General features: G+C 62.1%; 16 protein-coding genes, 1 tRNA gene and 1 riboswitch. Of the genes, 10 read left to right on the top strand and 7 right to left on the bottom strand.

Going from position 1 to position 19,750, the window contains the following annotated elements; translation table 11 throughout:
- Positions 1–122: 122 nt before the first annotated feature.
- From LPB072_RS19245 to LPB072_RS19210, 8 genes are all read left to right on the top strand, one after another.
- Positions 123–959: a site-specific integrase gene (locus LPB072_RS19245; RefSeq protein ID WP_070263937.1), complete on the top strand. Its 837-nt coding sequence runs from the start codon at positions 123–125 to the stop codon at positions 957–959.
- A gap of 108 nt (positions 960–1,067) precedes the next feature.
- Positions 1,068–1,709, top strand: coding sequence for an RNA polymerase sigma factor (locus LPB072_RS19240; RefSeq protein WP_157559367.1), 642 nt, complete (start codon positions 1,068–1,070; stop codon positions 1,707–1,709).
- Positions 1,710–1,764: 55 nt separating this feature from the next.
- Positions 1,765–1,929, top strand: coding sequence for a hypothetical protein (locus tag LPB072_RS19235; RefSeq protein ID WP_157559366.1), 165 nt, complete (start codon positions 1,765–1,767; stop codon positions 1,927–1,929).
- A 5-nt stretch (positions 1,930–1,934) separates the two neighbouring features.
- Positions 1,935–3,776: a peptidase domain-containing ABC transporter gene (locus tag LPB072_RS19230; protein ID WP_066086843.1), complete on the top strand. Its 1,842-nt coding sequence runs from the start codon at positions 1,935–1,937 to the stop codon at positions 3,774–3,776.
- A 3-nt stretch (positions 3,777–3,779) separates the two neighbouring features.
- Positions 3,780–5,093: an HlyD family type I secretion periplasmic adaptor subunit gene (locus tag LPB072_RS19225; RefSeq protein WP_066086846.1), complete on the top strand. Its 1,314-nt coding sequence runs from the start codon at positions 3,780–3,782 to the stop codon at positions 5,091–5,093.
- Positions 5,093–6,697: a TolC family protein gene (locus LPB072_RS19220; protein WP_066086849.1), complete on the top strand. Its 1,605-nt coding sequence runs from the start codon at positions 5,093–5,095 to the stop codon at positions 6,695–6,697. Before LPB072_RS19225 ends, LPB072_RS19220 begins: the two co-directional genes overlap by 1 nt.
- Before the next feature lie 30 nt (positions 6,698–6,727).
- A complete protein-coding gene (locus tag LPB072_RS19215) occupies positions 6,728–8,329 on the top strand; it encodes a hypothetical protein (protein WP_157559364.1) in 1,602 nt (533 codons plus the stop codon).
- Between the two features lie 121 nt (positions 8,330–8,450).
- A complete protein-coding gene (locus LPB072_RS19210) occupies positions 8,451–8,999 on the top strand; it encodes a hypothetical protein (RefSeq protein WP_157559363.1) in 549 nt (182 codons plus the stop codon).
- A 51-nt stretch (positions 9,000–9,050) separates the two neighbouring features.
- On the opposite strand, the gene LPB072_RS19205 is transcribed toward LPB072_RS19210, so the two are convergent.
- Positions 9,051–9,125 (bottom strand) — tRNA-Arg (locus tag LPB072_RS19205).
- 75 nt (positions 9,126–9,200) lie between these two features.
- A riboswitch (yybP-ykoY riboswitch) is annotated at positions 9,201–9,370 on the top strand.
- Between the two features lie 8 nt (positions 9,371–9,378).
- Here LPB072_RS19205 and LPB072_RS19200 point away from each other — a divergent pair.
- On the top strand, positions 9,379–9,954 hold the full coding sequence (locus LPB072_RS19200) for a TMEM165/GDT1 family protein (protein ID WP_066087208.1): 576 nt from the start codon (positions 9,379–9,381) through the stop codon (positions 9,952–9,954).
- A 7-nt stretch (positions 9,955–9,961) separates the two neighbouring features.
- Here the strand turns inward: LPB072_RS19200 and LPB072_RS19195 are convergent, their stop codons facing one another.
- Genes LPB072_RS19195 through LPB072_RS19180 form a run of 5 tightly spaced genes read right to left on the bottom strand, consistent with a single transcriptional unit; the run spans position 9,962 to position 18,329 of the window.
- Positions 9,962–14,107 (bottom strand): translocation/assembly module TamB domain-containing protein, encoded by a 4,146-nt coding sequence (locus LPB072_RS19195; RefSeq protein ID WP_066086858.1) that lies wholly within the window; start codon positions 14,105–14,107, stop codon positions 9,962–9,964.
- Between the two features lie 5 nt (positions 14,108–14,112).
- A complete protein-coding gene (locus LPB072_RS19190; protein WP_066086861.1) occupies positions 14,113–16,098 on the bottom strand; it encodes an autotransporter assembly complex protein TamA in 1,986 nt (661 codons plus the stop codon).
- Positions 16,099–16,107: 9 nt separating this feature from the next.
- Positions 16,108–17,295: a vWA domain-containing protein gene (locus LPB072_RS19185; protein ID WP_066086864.1), complete on the bottom strand. Its 1,188-nt coding sequence runs from the start codon at positions 17,293–17,295 to the stop codon at positions 16,108–16,110.
- Positions 17,296–17,328: 33 nt separating this feature from the next.
- Complete coding sequence (locus tag LPB072_RS24085) at positions 17,329–17,457, bottom strand: hypothetical protein (protein ID WP_269148691.1); 129 nt, start codon at positions 17,455–17,457, stop codon at positions 17,329–17,331.
- Between the two features lie 17 nt (positions 17,458–17,474).
- Positions 17,475–18,329 (bottom strand): AAA family ATPase, encoded by an 855-nt coding sequence (locus LPB072_RS19180; RefSeq protein WP_066086868.1) that lies wholly within the window; start codon positions 18,327–18,329, stop codon positions 17,475–17,477.
- Between the two features lie 148 nt (positions 18,330–18,477).
- On the opposite strand from LPB072_RS19180, the gene LPB072_RS19175 reads away from it, so the two are divergent.
- A complete protein-coding gene (locus tag LPB072_RS19175; RefSeq protein ID WP_066086872.1) occupies positions 18,478–19,146 on the top strand; it encodes a c-type cytochrome in 669 nt (222 codons plus the stop codon).
- 72 nt (positions 19,147–19,218) lie between these two features.
- Here LPB072_RS19175 and LPB072_RS19170 read toward each other — a convergent pair whose 3' ends face one another.
- Complete coding sequence (locus LPB072_RS19170) at positions 19,219–19,656, bottom strand: DUF1841 family protein (RefSeq protein WP_066086875.1); 438 nt, start codon at positions 19,654–19,656, stop codon at positions 19,219–19,221.
- Positions 19,657–19,750: the final 94 nt, after the last annotated feature.

Genomic DNA, 19,750 nt, shown 5'->3' with positions numbered 1-19,750 from the left:
AGCGCAGGTCGCGGCCAGCAAAAATGGAAAAAGTGTGCGTTTCTTTTTGAAACGTTGAAACCTTTAGTGCTCAGGACGCATATAGGCACTAGATTCACTTGCATCAGTGCACACACAACACCATGGTTTCCACGTTTGACTGCCCCCGTTCCGACCGTTTGACCGGCTCCCGGCTTCCGGCTTCGCTTGCATCCACTCCTCACCCTGAGGACTCGCTGGAGGCCTTGCTTGCCGGCGTGCAGCGCGTGTCACAGATGGGGAGCCTGCCATTGGGTTGCGGCCTTGAGCGCGGCCACACAGGCTGGGCAAGCACGGCCTGGGCAAGGAACATGGCCTCGCTGGCATGGCTTTTGGAGCACCGTGTCATGCAACTCGATACCGTTGCCGACTCGCCCAAGCACGGTCCAGAGTGCCTGCGCCTGAGGGCACTCGTTGCCATGATCTGGTGGCAGGGGTATTGCCCGGCCATGCTCACCACCTGGGGGGTGAGGGAGGTGGAGGCGCTGTGCAAGAGGCACGGGTCCTGGCTCGAGGGCTTTGGCGAACAGGTCCAGGCATTCCCTCCGTTGCTCGCCTGTGGCCCCCAGCGCGCCATTCGCGACTGGATGGAGGCCGCGCGCATTGCCGAGGGGCACGTTTTGCGCCGGATCTTGCCCTCCGGGGCGGTTGCGCCCGGGTCGCTGAGCACGGTGGGGGCGCGCAGTCTCTTTTCGACCCTGGTGGCGGACGCGCAAGAGTTGGGGTTGGTGGATGCTGCGTTTGTGCTCAATTTCCCCAGCGAAAACCCGATATGCCCTCTGGGTATTGCCACTTTTGTGTCCGATGCGTCCCGCTTGCGGAAGGTTGCGGCTTTGAAAACAAAAGTGCCATCCCGAAACCCTTCGTGGGTGGTTGAAGCACAAGGACGAAATCAAGCGCACAACGCGCGACAACGGGCGATGGGCGCATCAGCGCGCTGAAGCCGGTAGTACTGCGCCTGTTGATGTCTGTTGTCAATAAAAGGGACGATTTTTCTCGCCATGACGCTTCGTTGACTGTGCAACGCTTCATTCATCCATTTGGCCGATTTGACATTGAATACCGAAACAGCGATTGACAGCGCGCCACCTGAGGTGGCGGCGCCTTCCGCGCCAGAGGGCGGGATGGAGAGCGTGCCTCATTTGATGGCCCGCATCCAGAACCGCGAGCAGCCGGCGATGGCGGAGCTGTACGTGCTTTGCCATGCCAAAGTGCTCAGGCAGGTGGCCTATCTGATGAAGGACGATCACGCTGCCCGCGACGTCACACAGGATGTGTTTTTGCGCATCTGGCGTTACGCCAGCGCCTATGACGCGACCAGATCGCCCAATGTCATGGCCTGGATCAACCAGGTGGCGCGCAACCAGGTTCTGACCGAATTCGCGCGGCGCAAGCGGCGTCAGGAGACCGGGGATGAGGAGCTGAACAACATCCCCGATGCGTCTTCGGAGAGCGAGACGGAAGCGCGCATGACGGCCCAAAGCCCGGCTTTTCAAGCGGCAATGAGCGGTCTGAGCCCGTCGGTCAACAAGGTCATCAAGCTGCGCTTTTTCGCCGAAATGCCGTTGGCCGACATTGCGACGGAAATGGAGGTCCCCCTCGGGACCGTCAAAACCTGGCTGCGCCGCGGCCTGGCCAAAATGAAAACAGAACTTGAAACGGTCAATTTGGAGTCCAGTGATGCCGGTTAATCGCAGTCAAAACAATGCCGGAAGCGGATTGGACGCCAGTTCGCTGGACGGTCTGATGAACCGCATCGATCGCGACGTGGTGTCTCAGGATGCGGTCCTTCGCAACGATCCCTCGGCCGCTGAGAAAGCGGCCCAACTGCTCGTCGTTTTGAAGGAAGCCATGCGGCGGCTGGAAACGGCTGCCAGCTCGGCGGATGCAGACAAGGGAGCGCAGCCGTGATTGAAATGCTGCTGCCTTTGCGCATGCGACCGGCCTCGTTGCGCGGGCAAGACCATCTGGGCGTGTTTTTGCTGGACAGTTTTTCGCAGGCCCGCGGGAAAATCGGGCGCGCGGCGTGGCTGTCCACCCCGATCGGTTTGTTGGCGCTGCTGCCGTCTGTTTTCACGCTGGAAGTGTTTGACCGGGTGATTTTTCGCCAAGGTTATTCCACCCTGATTGCCTTGCTGGCCGGGGTGATGGTGGCGCTCATTCTGGAGTGGTTTCTGCGCAGCCGGCGCTCGTCCAGCCTGCGCGACGCCGGGGCGGTGATCGATTGGGGCATTTCATCGACCTTGCTCGACAAGATGATGAACCAGCCTTTGCGCTCGCTGGAGGAGCGGCCCGCAGCGTCCTGGGTGGCGTTGTTCAGGGACGTCGGAACCGTGCGCGCCCTGATGACCGGGCCGGTGATTCAGTCGTTGTTCGATTTGCCGCTGGCCGTGTTCGCCGTGGTCATTGTGGGCCTGGTGGCTTTGCCGGTGTTGCCGGTGGTGCTCGGCATGGTGTGCGTTTTCGCTGCGATGGCCTGGTGGTGGGCCGATGAGGTCAAGCAGGGCAAGGTGGCCGAGTTGCAGCAGGCGCGAAGCCTGGACATGTTCACGGCGGAAATGTGCCGCGCGCGGGAGTCGGTGAAGGCGCTGGCGCAGCAAGAGGCTGTGACCGCTCAGTGGAAGGCCAGTTATGAGAGCTGGCTGGCCGAGAGCTATTCGCGTGGCGGGCAGATGGAGAAGAGCAAGGAACTGAGCCATTCCCTGCTCATCGCCTCCTCCATCGCGATCACGGCCACCGGCGCGCTGGCGGTTGTCAACCAGTGGATGTCCATTGGCGGACTGATTGCCGCCAACATGCTGGCCATCAAAGCCATTTCCCCGATCGCCAACCTGGCGGGATCGTGGCGCCAACTGGCGCAGGCCATCGAGGCGGGTCGACGCCTCAACCGGGTGTTGGCGCAGACAAGCGAGACCAGCGGCGCGGGCGTCTCGTTGCCGCGACCCAAAGGCGAGATGTCGATGGAAGAGGTCAGCTTCCGCTTTGATGAGCAATCGGAGCCGGTGTTCAACAAGGTGTCCCTGAAGCTGGGTGCGGCCCGGTTCTATACCGTGGTGGGCAAGAACGGGGCGGGCAAGTCCACCTTGCTCAAGCTGCTCACCGGCTTGTACCGGCCCGATGAAGGCCAGGTCATGATCGATGAGTACGATCTGCAGCAGTTCTCGCGCATGGAAACCGCGGCGTGGATTTCAACGCTCTCCCAGAATGTGTATTTCCTGGATGGCACGATTGCGGACCAGTTGCGCCGGGGCTCCTCGGATGTGACCGATGAACAGATCGTCAAGGCCTGCAAGCTCACCGGCGCTCACGCCTTCATTTCCCGGCTGCCCAAAGGGTATGCCACGGTCATGCGCGAAGGCGGGCGGGCGCTCTCGGCGGGCGTGCGGCGCAAGATCGCGCTGGCCCAGGTGATGCTGCGCAATCCGGTGGTGTTGATACTGGACGAGCCGACGAACGACCTGGACCATGCCAGCGAGTTGCAGTTGATCGCATCGCTCCGGATGATCGCCAAACTGCGCACCGTCATCGTGGTGACCCATTCGGCCGGGATGGTGGCCAGCTCCGATGTGGCGCTGGCGGTTTCTGGTGAGGGCGATATTCAGGAGATGACGCCGGTTCAGGCTTTGGGCGTGTATTTCAATCGCCCCAACGCAGGGTCTTCGTCGCCAGCACCCGATGGGGTGAAACAAGGGCCTCACCTGACGGTGGTTGAACCCCGGTTGGCGTCTGTTGCCGCTGCCGGTGGCGACGTGCGCTGAGCCATGAAAAGCAAGGACATGGGGGTGATTGAAGCCCTGCACCAAAAGCAGAACGACCTGTCGGCCCGCCCGTGGTGGCGCAAGGGAGCTGCGCCCGCGATCGTTTTCGTGGCCCTCGCCCTGGTCGGGGTTGCGCTGTTCATTCCGGTTGAAATGTCGGTGACCGCTCCCGGGGCGGTGGTGCCTTCGGCCCGCGTCAAGTCGGTCCAGCATCTGGAGGGCGGCATGGTGAGTGAGCTGTTTGTGCAGGAGGGGCAAGCGGTACACAAGGGCGATGCGCTGTTGCGCATGGCGTTGGGTGCACAGGGACCGAACCTGGAAGAGATCAACGCCAAGGTGTTGGCCTTGCGCGCTGCGCGGACCCGGCTGGAAGCCGAAGCCAGCGGCAAGGATGTGACCAGCGGCATGTTTGGCGCCGATACGCCGCCCATGGTGGCGCGCACCGAGTTGCTGACCTACGAAGCGCGAGTGCTGGAGCTCAAGGGCCAGTTGCAGGCAGCGCGGGCGCAGGTGGATATGTACAACGGGCGGGCCGGTGAAGTTGAGGCCAAGATCGAAGGCCACACCAGCCGCGCCGCTTTGCTGGACCGGGAATACGCCATCACGCGGAACCTGGCCAGAGAGCGCCTGGTCTCCGAGCTGGAAGCCACGCGCACGCTCAAGGAGCTGGAGGGCAACCGGTCCGAATTGTCGGGTTCGCGCATGGCGCTGGTCGCGGCCAGGGCATCGGCCGCAGAAGCCCGTGGCAAGGTGGCCGAGGCGCAGGGGCGCTTTCGCCGGCGCGCAACGGAAGAGCTGCTCGGCATCGAGCGGCAGATTGCGACCGTTGAGGAAGAGCTCAACAGGGCCCAGGATCAGCGCAACCGGACCCTGCTCGTGGCACCCATTGACGGGGTGGTCAAAGGGTTGCGCCTGAACGCGCAAGGCGACGTGGTCAAGCCCGGTGAAACGCTGATGGAGGTGGTGCCGGGCGATGCCGAAATCGAACTCGAGGTTCGCCTGAATCCCAAGGATCGTGGTCTGGTGCTGGTCGATCAGCCGGTGCAGATCAAAGTCAGTGCCTATGACTTTCTTCGCTTCGGATCGCTCAAAGGCCATGTGCTGCGCATCGCGGCCGATGCCGATCAGGACCCGGAGACAGGCACCTACTTCAAGATGGTGGTGCAAACGGAAGGGGCGGTGCTGGGCAAATCGCGCATGCCGGTAACGGCGGGCATGCAGGCCGATGTGGACATCATCATCGGGTATCAGCCTTTTGCCTGGTTTCTGCTGCGCCCCATACTCAAAGTGGGCGCGGAAGCGTTCAAGGAGCCGTGATGAGCTGGGTTGACAACCACATCCGTGGGCCCGGGTTCCTGGTGATTCTGGCCATCGCTCTGCTGCCCTCCGGATATGTGATGGGGCAAACGCCCGCGGCCTCGCATTCGATGGCAGAGGCGGACCAGTCGCCCGCAACAGCCAGCCGCTCCGTGATCGCTCAATGGATGATCGAGGCGATGGAGAACGCCCCGGAAGTGCTCACAGCCCGGGCAGCCTTGCGCAGCGCCGAGGCCGATGTGGATTCGGCCCGTTATGCGGCCTACCCGCAGCTTGCCCTGGGGATTTCGGGCAGCAACGGGCAGTCGCCCTCGAGCGGCAACCCGGCCGACTCGGTGGACTCGCGGGTGAGCGCCTCGTTGACATACACGGTGTGGGATTTCGGGCGCACCCGCTCAAAAAAGGAGGCGGCCGCCTTGGGCCGCGAGAGCGCGTTGTTGCGGCTGGAGCAAAGCCGGGAGCAGTTTCTGCGCCGGTTGCTCGTGGCCTACATCGAGGTCAGCCGCTTCGAACTCCTGGAGGAAGTGGGGCAGAGCACACGCGCTGCTTTGGAGGAACTGGAACGCCTGGAAGCGCGGCGCGTTCATCTGGGGGGCGCCGGCATCACGGACGGAACCTTGGCTTCGTCGCGGCTCGCTTTGTCGATGAACAAGGTTTTGCAGTTCGAGCAGTCTTTGCAGGATGCCCGCCTCAGGCTGGAGGCCTTGATGGGCAAGCCTTTGCAGATGCCCGACTTGCCTCTCCTGCAAGTGCCTTCGTCCTGGACCGCCCAGGTGCCGGTTGACTTCGACCCGGTCGATGCCAGCGCGACCCTGAAGGCCCAGCGCCTGAATGTGGATCAGGTGCGCGCCGACCTGGATGCGGACCAGGGCGGGGTTTATCCGGCGGTGGCGTTGACCTACACCAAGCGCTACGAAATGCCCGGCAGCTACTCGGCCAGGTCGACAGTGGGGGTACAGGTCAGCGTGGATTCTTCCACGGCGCTGGAAGCCACGGCCCGCGTGGACCGTTCGGCCAGCCGCCTGGAGACCGAGGTGCAAAAGCTCGCCATGCTTGAGCGCGAAGCACGGCAAGGCATTCGATCCGGGGTGCAGCGCCAAAAGCTGTTGGGTCAACGGGTTCGCCTGCTGTCCTCGGCGGCGGGAGACTCCGTGAAGGTGGTCGATGCACGCCGAAAGCTCAACGAGGCTGGCCGGGAGACCACATTGGCGTTGCTCGATGCCCAGGTAGAAGCCAACAACACCTTCATTGACTGGGTTCAGGCGATCTACGACACGCGTGTGGGTGAGGTCGAGCTGGCCAGCGACACCGGGCGCCTGGCGCCACAAGAGGGTCAGGCGCTTGGCATGTTGCAGGCCCTGTTCAATGGCGAGGATTACCGCGCAGAAGTGCGCCGGCGCCTGGCCGCCATGAACCGTTCGCCAGTGGCCGGGGGCGGGCACCGCGTGGCGCCCACCGCGCTGGCTCAGCTTCCCTCCTTTCGACTGGGCTTGACGGTTTCCCAAGAGCAGGTGTTGGCCATCGCCCGGCGCCCCGGCGCAAGGGAAAGCCAGTTTTTTCGACTCGAAGTGAAACCTTTTGAAGTTTCGGGCGGTAGCTGGTGATGAAGCGCTACCATTTTCTGAAAATTAACCATGGTGTACCCAATGTTGAATGAAACACCCGGCTCGACCGAAACTTTGATTGATTTGCTCAATGAGGAGTCCAATGGATTCGGTCTGGTCAACAGCTTGGGTCTTGCGTCTGCCCTGATGCTGCTTCAGGAGCAGTCCGCTCTTGGCGCGCAAACGCTGTCCCCCTCGGCGCTGGCGCTGAAAGCGCTTTCGCTGGATATCCTGGCCCTCGAACCCGGCCTTACCTCGCTGTCCGCGGGTGTGGGGCCGCAGGTGCTGGCGTCGATGCAAAACAAGGCCGGGCTTCTGAATTGGTCGGGTTTGTTGGAGCAAGCGCAGGCGCTAGCCGGTGAACTGGCCGAATCGGTCGAGGCAAACGACGGGAATGCACTCGAAGCATTGGGGCTGGAGTCTCTGGATCTTTTGCAAGGCGATCTGTACGACCTTGGGGAGACGCTGCCGGAGGTGATGGATGTTTCGGTCCTGAACACGCCACCTTCGGTGGTGGCCAGCCTGAACGACGGCAGCTCGATTTTTGATGCAACCCCCGCTGGCGCCGTCGACGAATGGGTTGCGCATGCTGCAACGGGTGAAACGGATCCCTTGATGCCGAGCCCGGGTTCTTCGGCGTCGAATGTGCTGGATGCCGCTGCCGATCAGCCTGTACAGAGCGTTTCAACCACGGTTTTGCCAGCGACAGCGGGCGAGATACCCAATACCGCGGCGCAGTCGCCGGAGGTGCCATCAGCACCTGTTGTTGCGCAGGCGCCGGCAAGCGCGATACCAGCCGCACCTGTTCTCGACGTCGGTGACAGCAATGGACCTGTGGCAGTGAACAGTCCAGCGCCTGCCATTCACGATGGCGGGTCGAACAACCAGGGGGGCAGCGTGCTGGACCCTGTGACGGATGTTGTCGATGGGCTGGTCGGCGGAGTCGGTGGTGTGCTGGACCCTGTGACGGATGTTGTCGATGGGCTGGTTGGCGGGGTCGGTGGTGTGCTGGACCCTGTGACGGATGTTGTCGATGGGCTGGTCGGCGGAGTCGGTGGTGTGCTGGACCCTGTGACGGATGTTGTCGATGGGCTGGTTGGCGGGGTCGGTGGTGTGCTGGACCCTGTGACGGATGTTGTCGATGGGCTGGTTGGCGGAGTCGGTGGTGTGCTGGACCCTGTGACGGATGTTGTCGTTGGGCTGGTTGGTGGCGATGGTGGCCTGCTGGATCCTGTGACCGACCTTGTTGATGATCTGACGGATGGCGATGCGCTGGCGCCAGTGACCGGCCTTGTAGACGACCTGGTGGGTGGTGATGTTTTGGGGCCTGTGACCGATTTGCTCGGTGATGGGCTTGGTGGCATTGGCGGTTTGCTGGGCCCCGCAACAGGGCTCCCGGAAGTCGAGGGCGAACTCTCGTTGATCGACGCCATCCCGTTGCCGGTCGATGGGGTGGAAGACCTCGTAGAGGGTGCGGGCGGCTTGGGTAGCTCAATCGACCCTGTGACGGAAGTGCTCGACAGCTTGCCTGTGGAGGGCGATTTGACCCAGTTGGCCGGAGGCATTCTGCCTCTGGTGGGCAATTCGTCTGACGATGATGGCGGTGGTCTCCTGGGAGGTTTGCTGCGCTGATTCCCATTGGGGATCTTTTTGAAACTCTTTCTGTTTTCTTGAAACCCATCGCCGATTGGGGCGGTATAGACAACAGAACTTGAGCACTTGCCTCAAGAGATGAGCCAGAAAGAAGGTCACCGTGGACACCATCGCAACTGCATCCCCAGCCCCGGTCGCAACCCCGGAAGTTGTCTTTGTCATTCGTGGCAGCGCACCTGTCAGGTTGCCCAGCACCCTGGCTTCGCTGCCACGCCACCAGGTGATCTCCGGCAGCAAGTTTCCGGATGGGTTTGATCGCCATGGTGAAGAGGCAAAACAAACGCTCGCTCGCGCCGCCTCCACATCCGACGTGAGCACGCCCGAAGGTGACGATGGCCGTCGCGGCGCTGGCGCTGCTGCCCAGCAAAACCTGCTGGTTTTGCTGGCCCCATCGGCCTTGTTGGGCTTGTTGGCCCTTTTGCCGCTCCTGGCCCTGCTCGCGCCGATCGCCTTCTTGGGCCTGCTGGCAATCTTGACGCTTTTGATCCCGCTGGGATTGTTGGCCTTGTTGGCGCCACGGATCTTCTGGCAGCTTTTTGGCATGCTCGGAGGTCTGACACACCGTGGCACAAACCGGGCTCCGGTGCGGGCTGAACAGTCTTTTCCTCGACGCTTCAGCCCGTTTTCGCGCCCGGGATACAGCTTCTGACGAGGGCAAACAAAAAGCCCGGAAGGCAATGGAACCTTGCGGGCTTGAATGTGGTACCACCAACAGGAATCGAACCTGTATCTAGCGCTTAGGAGGCGCTCGTTCTATCCATTGAACTATGGCGGCACTTTTTTGCTGAGCCCGCATTGTAGGGTGCCCGATTCCGGAGATGGATGGCGCGGCTTGAAATACACTCTCGGCTCACCCGTCATCGGGGAGTAGCTGCCCTGCAACTTGCAGGGGTTTGCGTCAACATACTGGGCCCACACGGCCCTGGCGCCGACAGCCTCTGGCCTGGCAAGACCTTTGACCACAATGCCTCCGGTAGGGCCGGGGATGCACTGTGGTCTTTCATTGGTCTGGCCCTCAGGAAATCATCTTGGAAGCATTTTGGGTATCCACCGGCGTGGTGGCTTTGGGCGAAATGGGTGACAAAACCCAATTGCTGGCGGTGTTGCTGGCCGCCCGTTTCAAAAAACCCGTTCCCATCATTGTCGGCATCTTGCTGGCCACGCTGGCGAACCATGCTTTGGCAGGCGCCGTGGGCGGCTGGGTTGCGGCCGCCTTGGGCTCGGAAGTCCTGCGCTGGGTGATCGGCTTGTCGTTCATAGCCATGGCTGCCTGGATGCTGGTGCCCGACGCCATCGACGAGGGTCTGGCGATCAAGGAGGTGGCCGTCCGGGGCGTGCTGGGCACGACGGTGGTTGCGTTTTTTCTGGCCGAGATGGGCGACAAGACGCAGATCGCCACCGTGGCGCTGGCTGCGCGTTACGGCGATCTGGTCTGGGTGGTGGCGGGCAGCACGCTGGGCATGATGCTGGCCAATGTGCCGGCCGTTTACCTGGGCGACAAAGTGGCCGAGCGCATTTCCATGGCCTGGGTTCACGGCGTGTCGGCCTTGATTTTCCTGGCGCTGGGCGCGATGACATTGCTCAATGTCGGTCACCTGTTCTGAACAGGCCCTAGTCGTAGCGGTAAGTGAAGATCAGGTCGACGGCATTTTCTGTGCCTGCCCTGGCCCGCAGCGTCAGGCTTTTGGACAGGTCGTAGAGGATGGAGACGGTGCTCATGGCGCCGGACAGGCTTTGTTCGTAACTCAGGTAGAGCTTGTCGGACAGGCGCTTGCCCACAGTGAGCGCGGTCTCGGTGGCGGTGCCGTCGGCGTTGCCTCCGGCATCTGCGAAGCCCAGCTCGTCAACGCCCAGTGTTTTCGCCAGCGCGCCATCGTCCTGTGTACCGGTGCGCGCCATGAGTTGGCGTGCGGCCTGTTGCAATACGAAGGCCTGGGCGCCGGCGGCGGAGGCGGGTCGGCCGAGAATCAGCCAGGCGAGGGCGTCACCGTCGGTCAGGCTGGGCTCGGAATACAGGCCGACGCGGGGCGCTTGCGCATTGCCGGTGATCTTTACGCCCACACGTTGCTCGGTGTTTTCCGGCAGCTTGCGAACGGCGAGGATGTCCAGCGCGGGGTCATCGAAAGGGCCTGTGAAGCGCAACACGCCCGTTTCGATATTGAGTTGCTGGCCATAGGCCTTGTAGGTGCCACTGACGGTTCGCACTTCGCCAAATGCGCGCGGGGTGGGCAAGCTGGGGGTTGCGCGCACGGTGAGCTGGCCTTCGAGGCGGGTATCGATGCCTTGCCCTTTGACCTGAAACTGTTGGCCCAGATCGAGTGAGATCTGTACGTCGGGTTTCACGGCCTCACCGCTGCTTTCGGTGGGCAGGGTCCGGGTGCTGCGCACGATCACGTCCTGGCTCAGGCTGGGTGCGAGTTCGTCGGGCAAGATGATCTGGGCCGAGTCGACCTTGAGCTGACCACGCAATTTCAGTTGCGCCCCTGTGAGCTCGGCGCTGACATCGCCCGACAAGGCCAGGCGCCTGTCCACCCGGTTGGAAACCCGCAGCCGCTGGGCTTTGGCCTGCAGCTTGATCAGCGGCTGGCGCAGGGCACTGCCAGGCACTTTGCGCCACTCGGCCTGGCCACTGGCTTCGAGCGTGCCACCGGTCTTTTCACCGCCTGGCCCTTGCAGGCTGAAGCGTTCCACGCTGAGGCGGTCGCCAACCAGGTTGGCACGCAGTTGGCCATTGGTGAAGGAAAACCCATCGACCACAGAGCGCAGGGCGAGCTCATTGGCTTCGACGCTCCCGCGCCATTCGGGTTGATCGCGGGTGCCACTGATCGATGCATCGGCATTGAGCGTGCCGCGCATGCGCCAGCCTGGCGGCGCCAACATCGACCACACGCCCACTTGCGGCAGGCTGGCTTTGGCCGAGCCACTCAAAGGGGAATTGGCTGGCCACCAGCGGTCGATGAACGGGGCATCGCCGTTGCCATTGGTCAGCGTGGTGTTGAACTCGGCGCTTGCCTGGCCCAGACGTTCGGTATCCCAGCGCAGTGTGGCCTGGGCCTTGCGGTCTTTCACCACCAGGCTGATGCGCGCGTCTTTGACGCCCGCCGTGATGCGTTCGGTGGCCAGAGGTGTTGCGCCTTTGCTCGATGCGCTGACGGTGCTTTCCCAGCGCAGGTCGCCGCTGCGGCGCTGCAAGGTGGCGGAGAGGTCGAGTGGCGTCAGTGCGTCTGCCGGGATGCGCACGTTCCAGGCGCCATCAAAAACCAGATCACCACTGACACTGCTTTGCGCCATCACCTCGGTACTGGTCGGCTGGCCGATCGCGGCCAGGGCTTCCATCCATGGGATCGACAAGCCCTCCAGCCGGCCTTGGGTTTCCAGCGCCTGGGCCTGCCAGGCCAGGGTTTGCCATTCGAGCGTGAGTGGCGTATCGAGCTTGGCAGAGAGAGCGGTCGAGAGCGGTGTCAGCTTCAGTTGGCCAGCGCCTGCGTTGAGTGCCAGGCCCTTGCCAGCGGTGCTTTCCCATTTCAACTGCAGCGGCTGCGCATTGTTGAGTTGCCAGCCACTGGCGGGTGTTGTGCCGTCTTCAGGGGCTTGCGGGCGCAATTGCAGGGCGAGCTGGCTCAAAGCCAGTTGGCCCTTGCCCTGGGTGCGTGCCTCGAGGTTCAGCTGGCCGTTCGACTTGAGCGACGCTTGCCAACCCGGGAGGCTGACCGCACCAGTGGCGCTCAGTTGCATGGCGCTGAACGGGCCGTCCGCCTTGAACGCCAGGTCGGCCAGGGTCACGGCCGCCTCTTCGCCGGTTTGCACCGACAGGCGAGGCACGGTCAGCGAAGCCTGAATTTGCGGCAGGCCCGGCGTGGCTGTTTTGCTGGACGGTGCCGGGAAACCCAGCGCACCCAGGCCGCCGGTCCACTGCAATTGGGCCTTGGCGCTGCCGCTGAGTGCCAAGGCCTCCTGGCCCGCGAGTGCGTTCTTGATTGCCTCACCCACAAAGGGCAGGTCTTGCAGACCGCGCACCCATTCAAGCAGTCGCTTGGCGTCGTCCACTTCCAGGCGGCCCTGGCCTTTGCCGCTTGCATGGGCCAGCAAACCCTGGGCATCGAACTTCACGCCGGGCAAGCTGAGGTTCAGCTGACCGTCATAGTTCATGCGTTCGGTGTCGAAGCGACCCTGGGTATCGATTTCTGCGCCGGCCATGGCGAGGTGTGCTTCGGTCAGCCGCAGTTCGCCCGCAGGCAGTGAAGCTGGCTCGGTAGCGGTGTGAGGACGCCACTGCCCTTGCAGGCGCAACCCATTCAGGCGCAGACCTGTCAGTAGCGCGCCTTTGGGTTGCTGTGCCGATGGTTGGATATTGGCCTTGAGGGACACGGCGCCGGGCGCGTCCTTGTCAGGCGCTGTGCTCGCGCTGGCCGAGGCGTCGAGCGCGCCTTTGGCCAAGGTGCTCCACAGCAGTGCAGGGCGGACGGCTTTTGCGGTCAGTTCACCTTGCCAGTCGGTGAGCGCGGTGGCGCCTGCTTCGGTGTGCAGGTTGAACCCACCCTGCCCTTGCAGTTCACCGCCGCCCAGTTGGGCTTGAAGCTGGTTGATGGTCCAGCGATCGCCTTGTTGGGTGATTCGGGCTTGCAGGCTTTGAACAGGCAGGCCTTTCTGGTCGGCGGGACCAACCAGGGCGTTGTTCAACTGCAGCTCGGCGCGCCAGGTGTTGTCGCTTTCCGGCTTGGCCTGGAGCGTGCCGCTGAGGTCGGTTGCGGGTGCGGTGGGCCACAGGGCGGCGAGGTTGAGCGACTGGGCGTCGGCCTGGGCACTGATCAGGGGTTGTGTGGCCCACGGCATCACGCGTGCGTTGAGGGCCAGCGTGCTGGCTTTGGACTTGGCTGTGTCGGGGATGCCTTCGGCTTCTGCCTGGATATCGATGGTGGCTTGTTCGCCAGAGAGGCTGCCGTTTGCCTGGCCATGCAGGGTCAGCTGCACGCCCGCGCCGTCAGGTACCTGGGTTTGAATGTCGCCAACCAGGGCGAGGGCCAGTGGCATGGGCGCCTGTGCACCCAGACTCAACCTGCCTTCGTATTGGCCGTCGGCGATGCGCAGCGAATCGAGCCGCAGGCGGTGGGCATCGGTCAGTCCCGGGGTATCGGGCAGGGCGGGTGCGTTGAGCTGGGCGCCGATCGGGCCGTATTGGTAGTCGCCTTGCAGTTTTGACAGCGCGAAATCGGTGTTGCCACTCAATTCAAGCGCATCAACTGCAAAGGTCAGGCTCACGGGCAAAGGCAGCACCAGCGATTCCATCGGCTCGGTGGGCGAAGGAGGGCGTTCGTCGTGCACGCTGAGCTTCTCTACAGTGAGCTTGTCCAGCCGGGCGCCACGTCCCAGGATCAGGTCTGTCCACAGCGTGTCGCTCCAGGTGAGCTGCACGCCCTGGGCCGCAACCTGAAGCCCATCTTGTGACCAGTTCAGGCTGGCAATACGACCGCCGCCGCGAAGACTGCCTTCGGCGCCCTCGGCGCTCAGTTGACCGATGGAGGGGGCTTGCCCTTTGAGCCAGTCCTCGGCCCAACGGAGCGTTTGCGCCAGAGACCCCGGCGTGGCAGCCCAGAGCCAGGCCGCAAGCAGGCCCGCCGCCAGCAGCGCCACCGATGCTCCCACGATGCAGATCAGGGCCCAAGCCACACGCCTCAAGGCACGCAGGTACCAGGGCTGGACAGAGACCTCTGGCGCTGGGCGGTCGGTCGTGACGCGCGTGGTGTTCTGATCGGCCATGCGCGTCAAAAGGTGAAACCAACGTTGAGGTGGATGCGCAAGCGCTTGGCGTCCAGGCCATAGGCCAGATCCATCTGCAAAGGCCCGACCGGGCTGTTGTAGCGAGCGCCCAGGCCAACACCGACCTTGGCTTTCAGGTTGGCGACTTCATCGGCTACGGCACCGGCATCGACGAACACCACGCTTTCCCACGCCGTGCGCACGCCATCGCTGTAGATGGGGCGTTGCCACTCAAAGCTGGCCACGGCCAGATAGCGTCCTGCCGTGACGCTGCCGTCGGCTTGTTCCACGCCAATGTCGCGCAAGCCATAGCCGCGCACGGTGTTGTCTCCACCCGTCAGGTAGAGCTGGGTATCGGGAATGGGGGCATCGGCATTGGCCAGCACCGCGCCGCCTTGCAGCCGCAAAGCCAGGCGGCCAAAGCGGCTGCGTTTGTCAGCCGGGCGGTCGTCGCCGGTGGTGAGGCCTGCGAGCAGGTCTTCCTTGATGGAGCCACCGAGCGGCCAGAACCCCAGCCAGCGAACCTGGGTGGTGGTGAACGGCAGGCGAACCGTGCCCAGCGTGGTGCCCACGCCCAGCGTCAGGCCCAGGCCGTAGCCCTGGTCGGGAAAGGGCACGTTGTCAAAGCGCCGCCATGTCCAGCCATAGTTGATCGAGAGTGCGGCTTCATTGCCGTCGGACGACGCCAGTTCGGATTCGGTGTTGACGGTTCGGGCTCGGTCGTACTGCAGGAAATAGCGGCGATCGAGTTCGGCGCTTTCTTTGGACTTGCCCAAGCTCAGTCGCAGTCCGGAGGTGGTCGTGGTGTCGTCAACCTGGCTGGCCAGGCGTCCGCTGCCCAGCCAGTGCCAGCCATCCTCTTCAATCGGCGCACTCCAGTCAGACGAAAGCAACTGGTCGTCCTTTTCAAGTTGCAGCTTGCTGTGGGCCCGCCAGCCGATCAGGGGCAGGCGCAGGTGGGTGTGTTCGAGCGAGAGCCTGGCACCGCTGTTGGTGCTGCCGCCGAGGCCGAATACCACTTTTTGGGGCTTGGCTTCCTTGACCTGCACAACCACTGGCGCTGCGCTGTCTCTGTTGTCACCTTCCTGGTCAAGATCGACGTAGGCGAACACCGAGTTGTAATAGCCGCTGTCGGAAATCTGCTGTTGGGCGTCTTGCAGTTTGGCGAGGCTGTAGTCAGCGCCACGGGTGAGGCCGGCCAGTCGAACCAGGCGCTCGGCGGTGATGGGATCGTAACGGTCCGCGCCTTCGATGCGCACATCGCCGATGTGAACGGGTGGGCCCGAGTCAAGTTCAATGTACCAGTGGGCTTCCTGAGAGAGGGTATCGATGTCGCTCAGGCTGTTGACAATGCGTCCCCGCGGGTAGCGTTGTGTGGTGAGCAGGCGCAATGTATCGCTTTTTGCACTGTCCCACTGGGCCTGGGAAAACGGTTTGTCCACCAGCTTCTGGCTGTTGCGCTGCATGAGCTCGCGCTGCGCCGTGGCGGCTTCGGCGTTGGCGATGTCACCTTTGAAGTAAACGTTGGATGAGACAACTTTCGTGGCCGGCCCGGGTTCGATGCGAATCTGAACCTCACCCAGCACAGGCGCGGAAGGGTCTTCAGCGGCCGCAGGTTTCCAGGAAACCTCGATTTTGGCGTCGAAATAGCCCTGTGTGCCGAGCAAATCGCGCAGATTGTCGGGTGCTGCCACCAGCAAACGCTCCAGTTCGCTGGCGTCCAGATCGTTCAGGGATCGGAAGCGCTGCAGCTCCATGTGGCGCAGCAACAGGGGCTTGAGCGCTTCCAGCGTGTCCAGCGTGATGCCAAACCGGGGAGGCGCCTTGGCGTCGGCTTCATCGTCGGTCGTTGCCGGGGCAGGCTCCGAGGTCTCGGGCGCCTTTGCTGGACTGGCGGCGTCCTGGGCGTGTGCCCACGCTGGCGCCGTGCTGAGCAAGAGCAAACAAAAAAGCCGTGTGGAAGCCACACGGCGCAGGAAGGGAGGGTTCATGCAAAGGGCTTATTTCGATAGCATTCTCATGGTGTCCTCAAGCCCCTTCAAGGTCAGCGGGTACATACGCGGACCAATGAGTTGCTGAATAACACTGATGCTTTGTCGATACTGCCACACCCCTTGAGGTTCCGGATTGATCCACGCAAATTTGGGAAAAGCGTGTGTGAGGCGTTGTAACCACTCGGCTCCGGCCTCTTCGTTGTTGTACTCCACGCTGCCGCCGGGCTGCAAGATTTCATAGGGACTCATGGTCGCGTCGCCGACAAAAATCAGTTTGTAGTCCTTGTTGTACTTTCGGATGACATCCCAGGTTTCGAACTTTTCGGCGAAGCGGCGCTTGTTGTTCCTCCACATGTAGTCGTAGACACAGTTGTGGAAGTAATAAAACTCCAGATGCTTGAACTCGCTCTTCACAGCTGAAAACAGCTCTTCCACACGCTGGATGTGCTCGTCCATGGTGCCGCCCACGTCCATCAGCAGCAGCACTTTCACGTTGTTGTGCCGCTCCGGGATCATCTTGATGTCCAGCCAGCCGGCGTTGGCTGCGGTGGAGCGGATGGTGTCGGGCAGGTCGAGTTCCAGTTCGTTGCCCTGGCGGGCGAACTTGCGCAAGCGACGAAGCGCCACCTTGATGTTGCGCGTGCCGAGTTCCTGGGTGTCGTCGTAGTCGCGGTAGGCGCGCTGGTCCCACACCTTCACGGCAGACTTGTTGCCACCTTTGCCGCCGATTCGGATGCCCTGCGGATTTTTGCCGCCATGGCCAAAAGGCGAGGTGCCGCCCGTGCCGATCCACTTTGAGCCACCTTCATGGCGCTCTTTTTGTTCTTCCAGCCGCTTTTTCAGCGTCTCCATCAGCTCGTCCCAGTCCAGCTTGGGCGCGTTGGCGAGCTGTTCGGCCGACAGGATCTTCTCCAGCTCCTGGCGCAACCAGTCAGCCGGAATCGGCTTGGTGAAATCGGCGATCATCTCCACGCCCTTGAAATAGGCGGCGAAAGCGCGGTCAAACTTGTCGAAGTGCTTCTCGTCCTTCACCAGCGCCGTGCGACTGAGAAAGTAAAAGTCGTCCATGGTGCAGGCATCGGGGTTGGTCGGCCCGACCACATCGGCCTTCAGGGCCTCGAGCAGCGTCAGGAATTCCTTGACCGAAACCGGCAGCTTGGCGGCGCGCAAGGTGTAGAAGAAGTCAATCAGCATAAGAAACACTCGCGAAATGCAAACGCATGGCGATCACTTGTTGTATTCACCGCTGCAGTTGGGGTCATAGGGTTGAGATCCGTCACTGCGCTTGGGTTTGTCACATCGACCCCCAGTGGTGGAAGCACAGGCCGCCAGCAAGGCGATTTTTGAGATCGACATGGTCTTGATTGCCTGGCTCAGCGGTTGCGCTGGTTCATGAACACCAGCTTCTCAAACAGTGTCGTGTCTTGCTCGTTTTTCAGCAGCGCGCCGACCAGCGGCGGGATGCTGACCTTGCTGTCGGCGTTTTGCAGCGCCTCAAGAGGGATGTCTTCGGCCATGAGCAGCTTGAGCCAGTCGAGCAGCTCGCTGGTGCTGGGCTTTTTCTTCAGGCCGGGCAAGCCGCGCACGTCGTAGAAGGTCTTCATGGCGACCTTGAGCAAGTCTTGCTTCAGGCCGGGGAAGTGCACATCCACGATTTTTTGCATGGTTTCTGCTTCGGGAAACTTGATGTAGTGGAAGAAGCAGCGACGCAGAAAAGCGTCAGGCAGTTCCTTTTCGTTGTTGGAGGTGATGAAAACCAGCGGGCGGTGCTTGGCTTTGATCAGCTCGCGGGTTTCGTAGCAATAGAACTCCATGCGGTCGATTTCGCGCAAGAGGTCGTTGGGGAATTCGATGTCGGCCTTGTCGATTTCGTCGATCAGCAACACCACGGGCTCATCGGCCGTGAAGGCTTGCCAGAGCACGCCTTGCACGATGTAGTTGCGGATGTCCTTGACGCGCTCGGCGCTGTCGCCCGTGTTGAGCTGGCTGTCGCGCAGGCGGCTCACGGCGTCGTATTCATACAACCCCTGCTGGGCCTTGGTGGTGCTCTTGATGTGCCATTGCAGCAGCGGCATCTTGAGCGCGTCGGCCACTTCCTCGGCCAGCATGGTCTTGCCGGTGCCTGGCTCGCCCTTGATCAGCAATGGGCGCTTGAGCGTGCTGGCGGCGTTCACGGCCAACATCAGATCGGGGGTTGCGACGTAGTTTTCAGTGCCTTGGAATTTCATGTGCGTTGCTTCGGAAAGTGAGCCTTATCGGGTGGTTGACGCGGGGCGCGGGAGGCTTGGGGAAAGCCATGGGATGGGCCGGTGAACGAGTCTATATAATTCACCATTGATTTTTATCAACCGTTGTCCATCTCATTGTGCTTGCAAAATGAATCCACTGTTGCCCATGATTGCCCGTAGTCTTGTCGCCGTTGCGACCTTTTTTGTGGCCGCAGCGAGCGCCCAAGCCCAAGGTGTTACTGGCGATGCGCAAGCAGGCCAGAAGAAGGCCGACATGTGTATCGGTTGCCACGGCATCCCCGGTTACCAGAACAGCTTCCCTGAAATACACAAGGTGCCGATGATTTCCGGCCAGTCCGACAAGTACATCGTGTCGGCGCTGACGGCCTACCAGAAAGGTGACCGCAAGCATCCTTCCATGCGCGGCATTGCTGGTTCCCTGAGCGAACAAGACATGGCCGATCTGGCCGCTTTCTATTCGGCCCAGGCTGGCAAGACGGCTCCAGAGACGGCAAAGGCCGCAGATGTCGCCGCCGCTGCACTGGTGGAAAAGGGTGCATGTGCTTCATGCCACGGTGCCAACTTCAGCAAGCCGATCGACCCAAGCTATCCCAAAATCGCGGGTCAGCATGCAGACTATCTCTACGTGGCGCTCAAGGCCTATACCGTCGAAGGCAACAAGGTGGTGGGTCGCAACAACGCCATCATGGCCGGCATTGCCAAGCAGTTCAGCCATGCTGAAATGAAATCGATCGCCAAATACCTGTCGACGCTGGACAGCGAACTGGCCGTGGTGCCTCAGGCGCGCTTCCGCTGATTCGATTCAGCTTCACAAAAAAGGCCGCTCACTGAGCGGCCTTTTTTGTGCGTTGAGTGCCGGGCAGTCTGGTCAGTCTTGCGTCGCCCTTTGGCGCACGTGATCGATATATGCCTGTCCATCGGGTGGGCGACCGGCGCGCTGGCTTTCCCAGAGCATTCGGCCCAGACATTCCATGACCTCATGGTGGGCAGCGTGCAAATCGCCACGCCGAGCGGTCAGCAGTTCCACCGCCTGGCGAATGCCCGGGGGCTGATCGATGCTGCATTGCTCGCTGATGGACAGGTGCATGGACAGGTGCAGAAAGGGGTTCTCTTGACCTTCCTGTGCGGGTTCACCGACCCGGGCCAGCGCGTCGTCCAGATCGGACAGCTCGGGGTGGTGTTCCGGGTGTTCGGCGATCCATTGGTGGGCCAGGGTTTCGATGGCTTCCATGGGTTCGTCACCGAGGCCTTTGGTGTAGACCGTGCAAAAAAAACGCCGCACGTCGGCTTGTGAGGGATTGAACATGGCTCGATTGTCCCGGAAGTGAGAGACCCCTTGCGCGCGTTTGGTTAAAGTGCTCGCACTGAGCTGGCCATGACATGCCCATACAAACACCCAC

Source organism: Hydrogenophaga crassostreae (assembly GCF_001761385.1).
GTDB lineage: Bacteria > Pseudomonadota > Gammaproteobacteria > Burkholderiales > Burkholderiaceae_C > Hydrogenophaga > Hydrogenophaga crassostreae.
The sequence above is the reverse complement of the archived record's forward strand: the minus strand, read 5'-3'. Positions and strand labels throughout refer to the sequence as shown.

Bases quoted from the DNA above. Each gene is read 5' to 3' on its own strand.
- LPB072_RS19215 (WP_157559364.1), top strand. From the start codon at position 6,728: ATGGTGTACCCAATGTTGAATGAAACACCCGGCTCGACCGAAACTTTG.
- LPB072_RS24085 (WP_269148691.1), bottom strand. From the start codon at position 17,457: ATGTCGATCTCAAAAATCGCCTTGCTGGCGGCCTGTGCTTCCACCACT.
- LPB072_RS19220 (WP_066086849.1), top strand. From the start codon at position 5,093: ATGAGCTGGGTTGACAACCACATCCGTGGGCCCGGGTTCCTGGTGATT.
- LPB072_RS19245 (WP_070263937.1), top strand. From the start codon at position 123: ATGGTTTCCACGTTTGACTGCCCCCGTTCCGACCGTTTGACCGGCTCC.
- LPB072_RS19175 (WP_066086872.1), top strand. From the start codon at position 18,478: ATGAATCCACTGTTGCCCATGATTGCCCGTAGTCTTGTCGCCGTTGCG.
- LPB072_RS19170 (WP_066086875.1), bottom strand. From the start codon at position 19,656: ATGTTCAATCCCTCACAAGCCGACGTGCGGCGTTTTTTTTGCACGGTC.
- LPB072_RS19180 (WP_066086868.1), bottom strand. From the start codon at position 18,329: ATGAAATTCCAAGGCACTGAAAACTACGTCGCAACCCCCGATCTGATG.
- LPB072_RS19235 (WP_157559366.1), top strand. From the start codon at position 1,765: ATGAACCGCATCGATCGCGACGTGGTGTCTCAGGATGCGGTCCTTCGC.
- LPB072_RS19185 (WP_066086864.1), bottom strand. From the start codon at position 17,295: ATGCTGATTGACTTCTTCTACACCTTGCGCGCCGCCAAGCTGCCGGTT.
- LPB072_RS19230 (WP_066086843.1), top strand. From the start codon at position 1,935: ATGCTGCTGCCTTTGCGCATGCGACCGGCCTCGTTGCGCGGGCAAGAC.
- LPB072_RS19195 (WP_066086858.1), bottom strand. From the start codon at position 14,107: ATGGCCGATCAGAACACCACGCGCGTCACGACCGACCGCCCAGCGCCA.
- LPB072_RS19225 (WP_066086846.1), top strand. From the start codon at position 3,780: ATGAAAAGCAAGGACATGGGGGTGATTGAAGCCCTGCACCAAAAGCAG.
- LPB072_RS19190 (WP_066086861.1), bottom strand. From the start codon at position 16,098: ATGAACCCTCCCTTCCTGCGCCGTGTGGCTTCCACACGGCTTTTTTGT.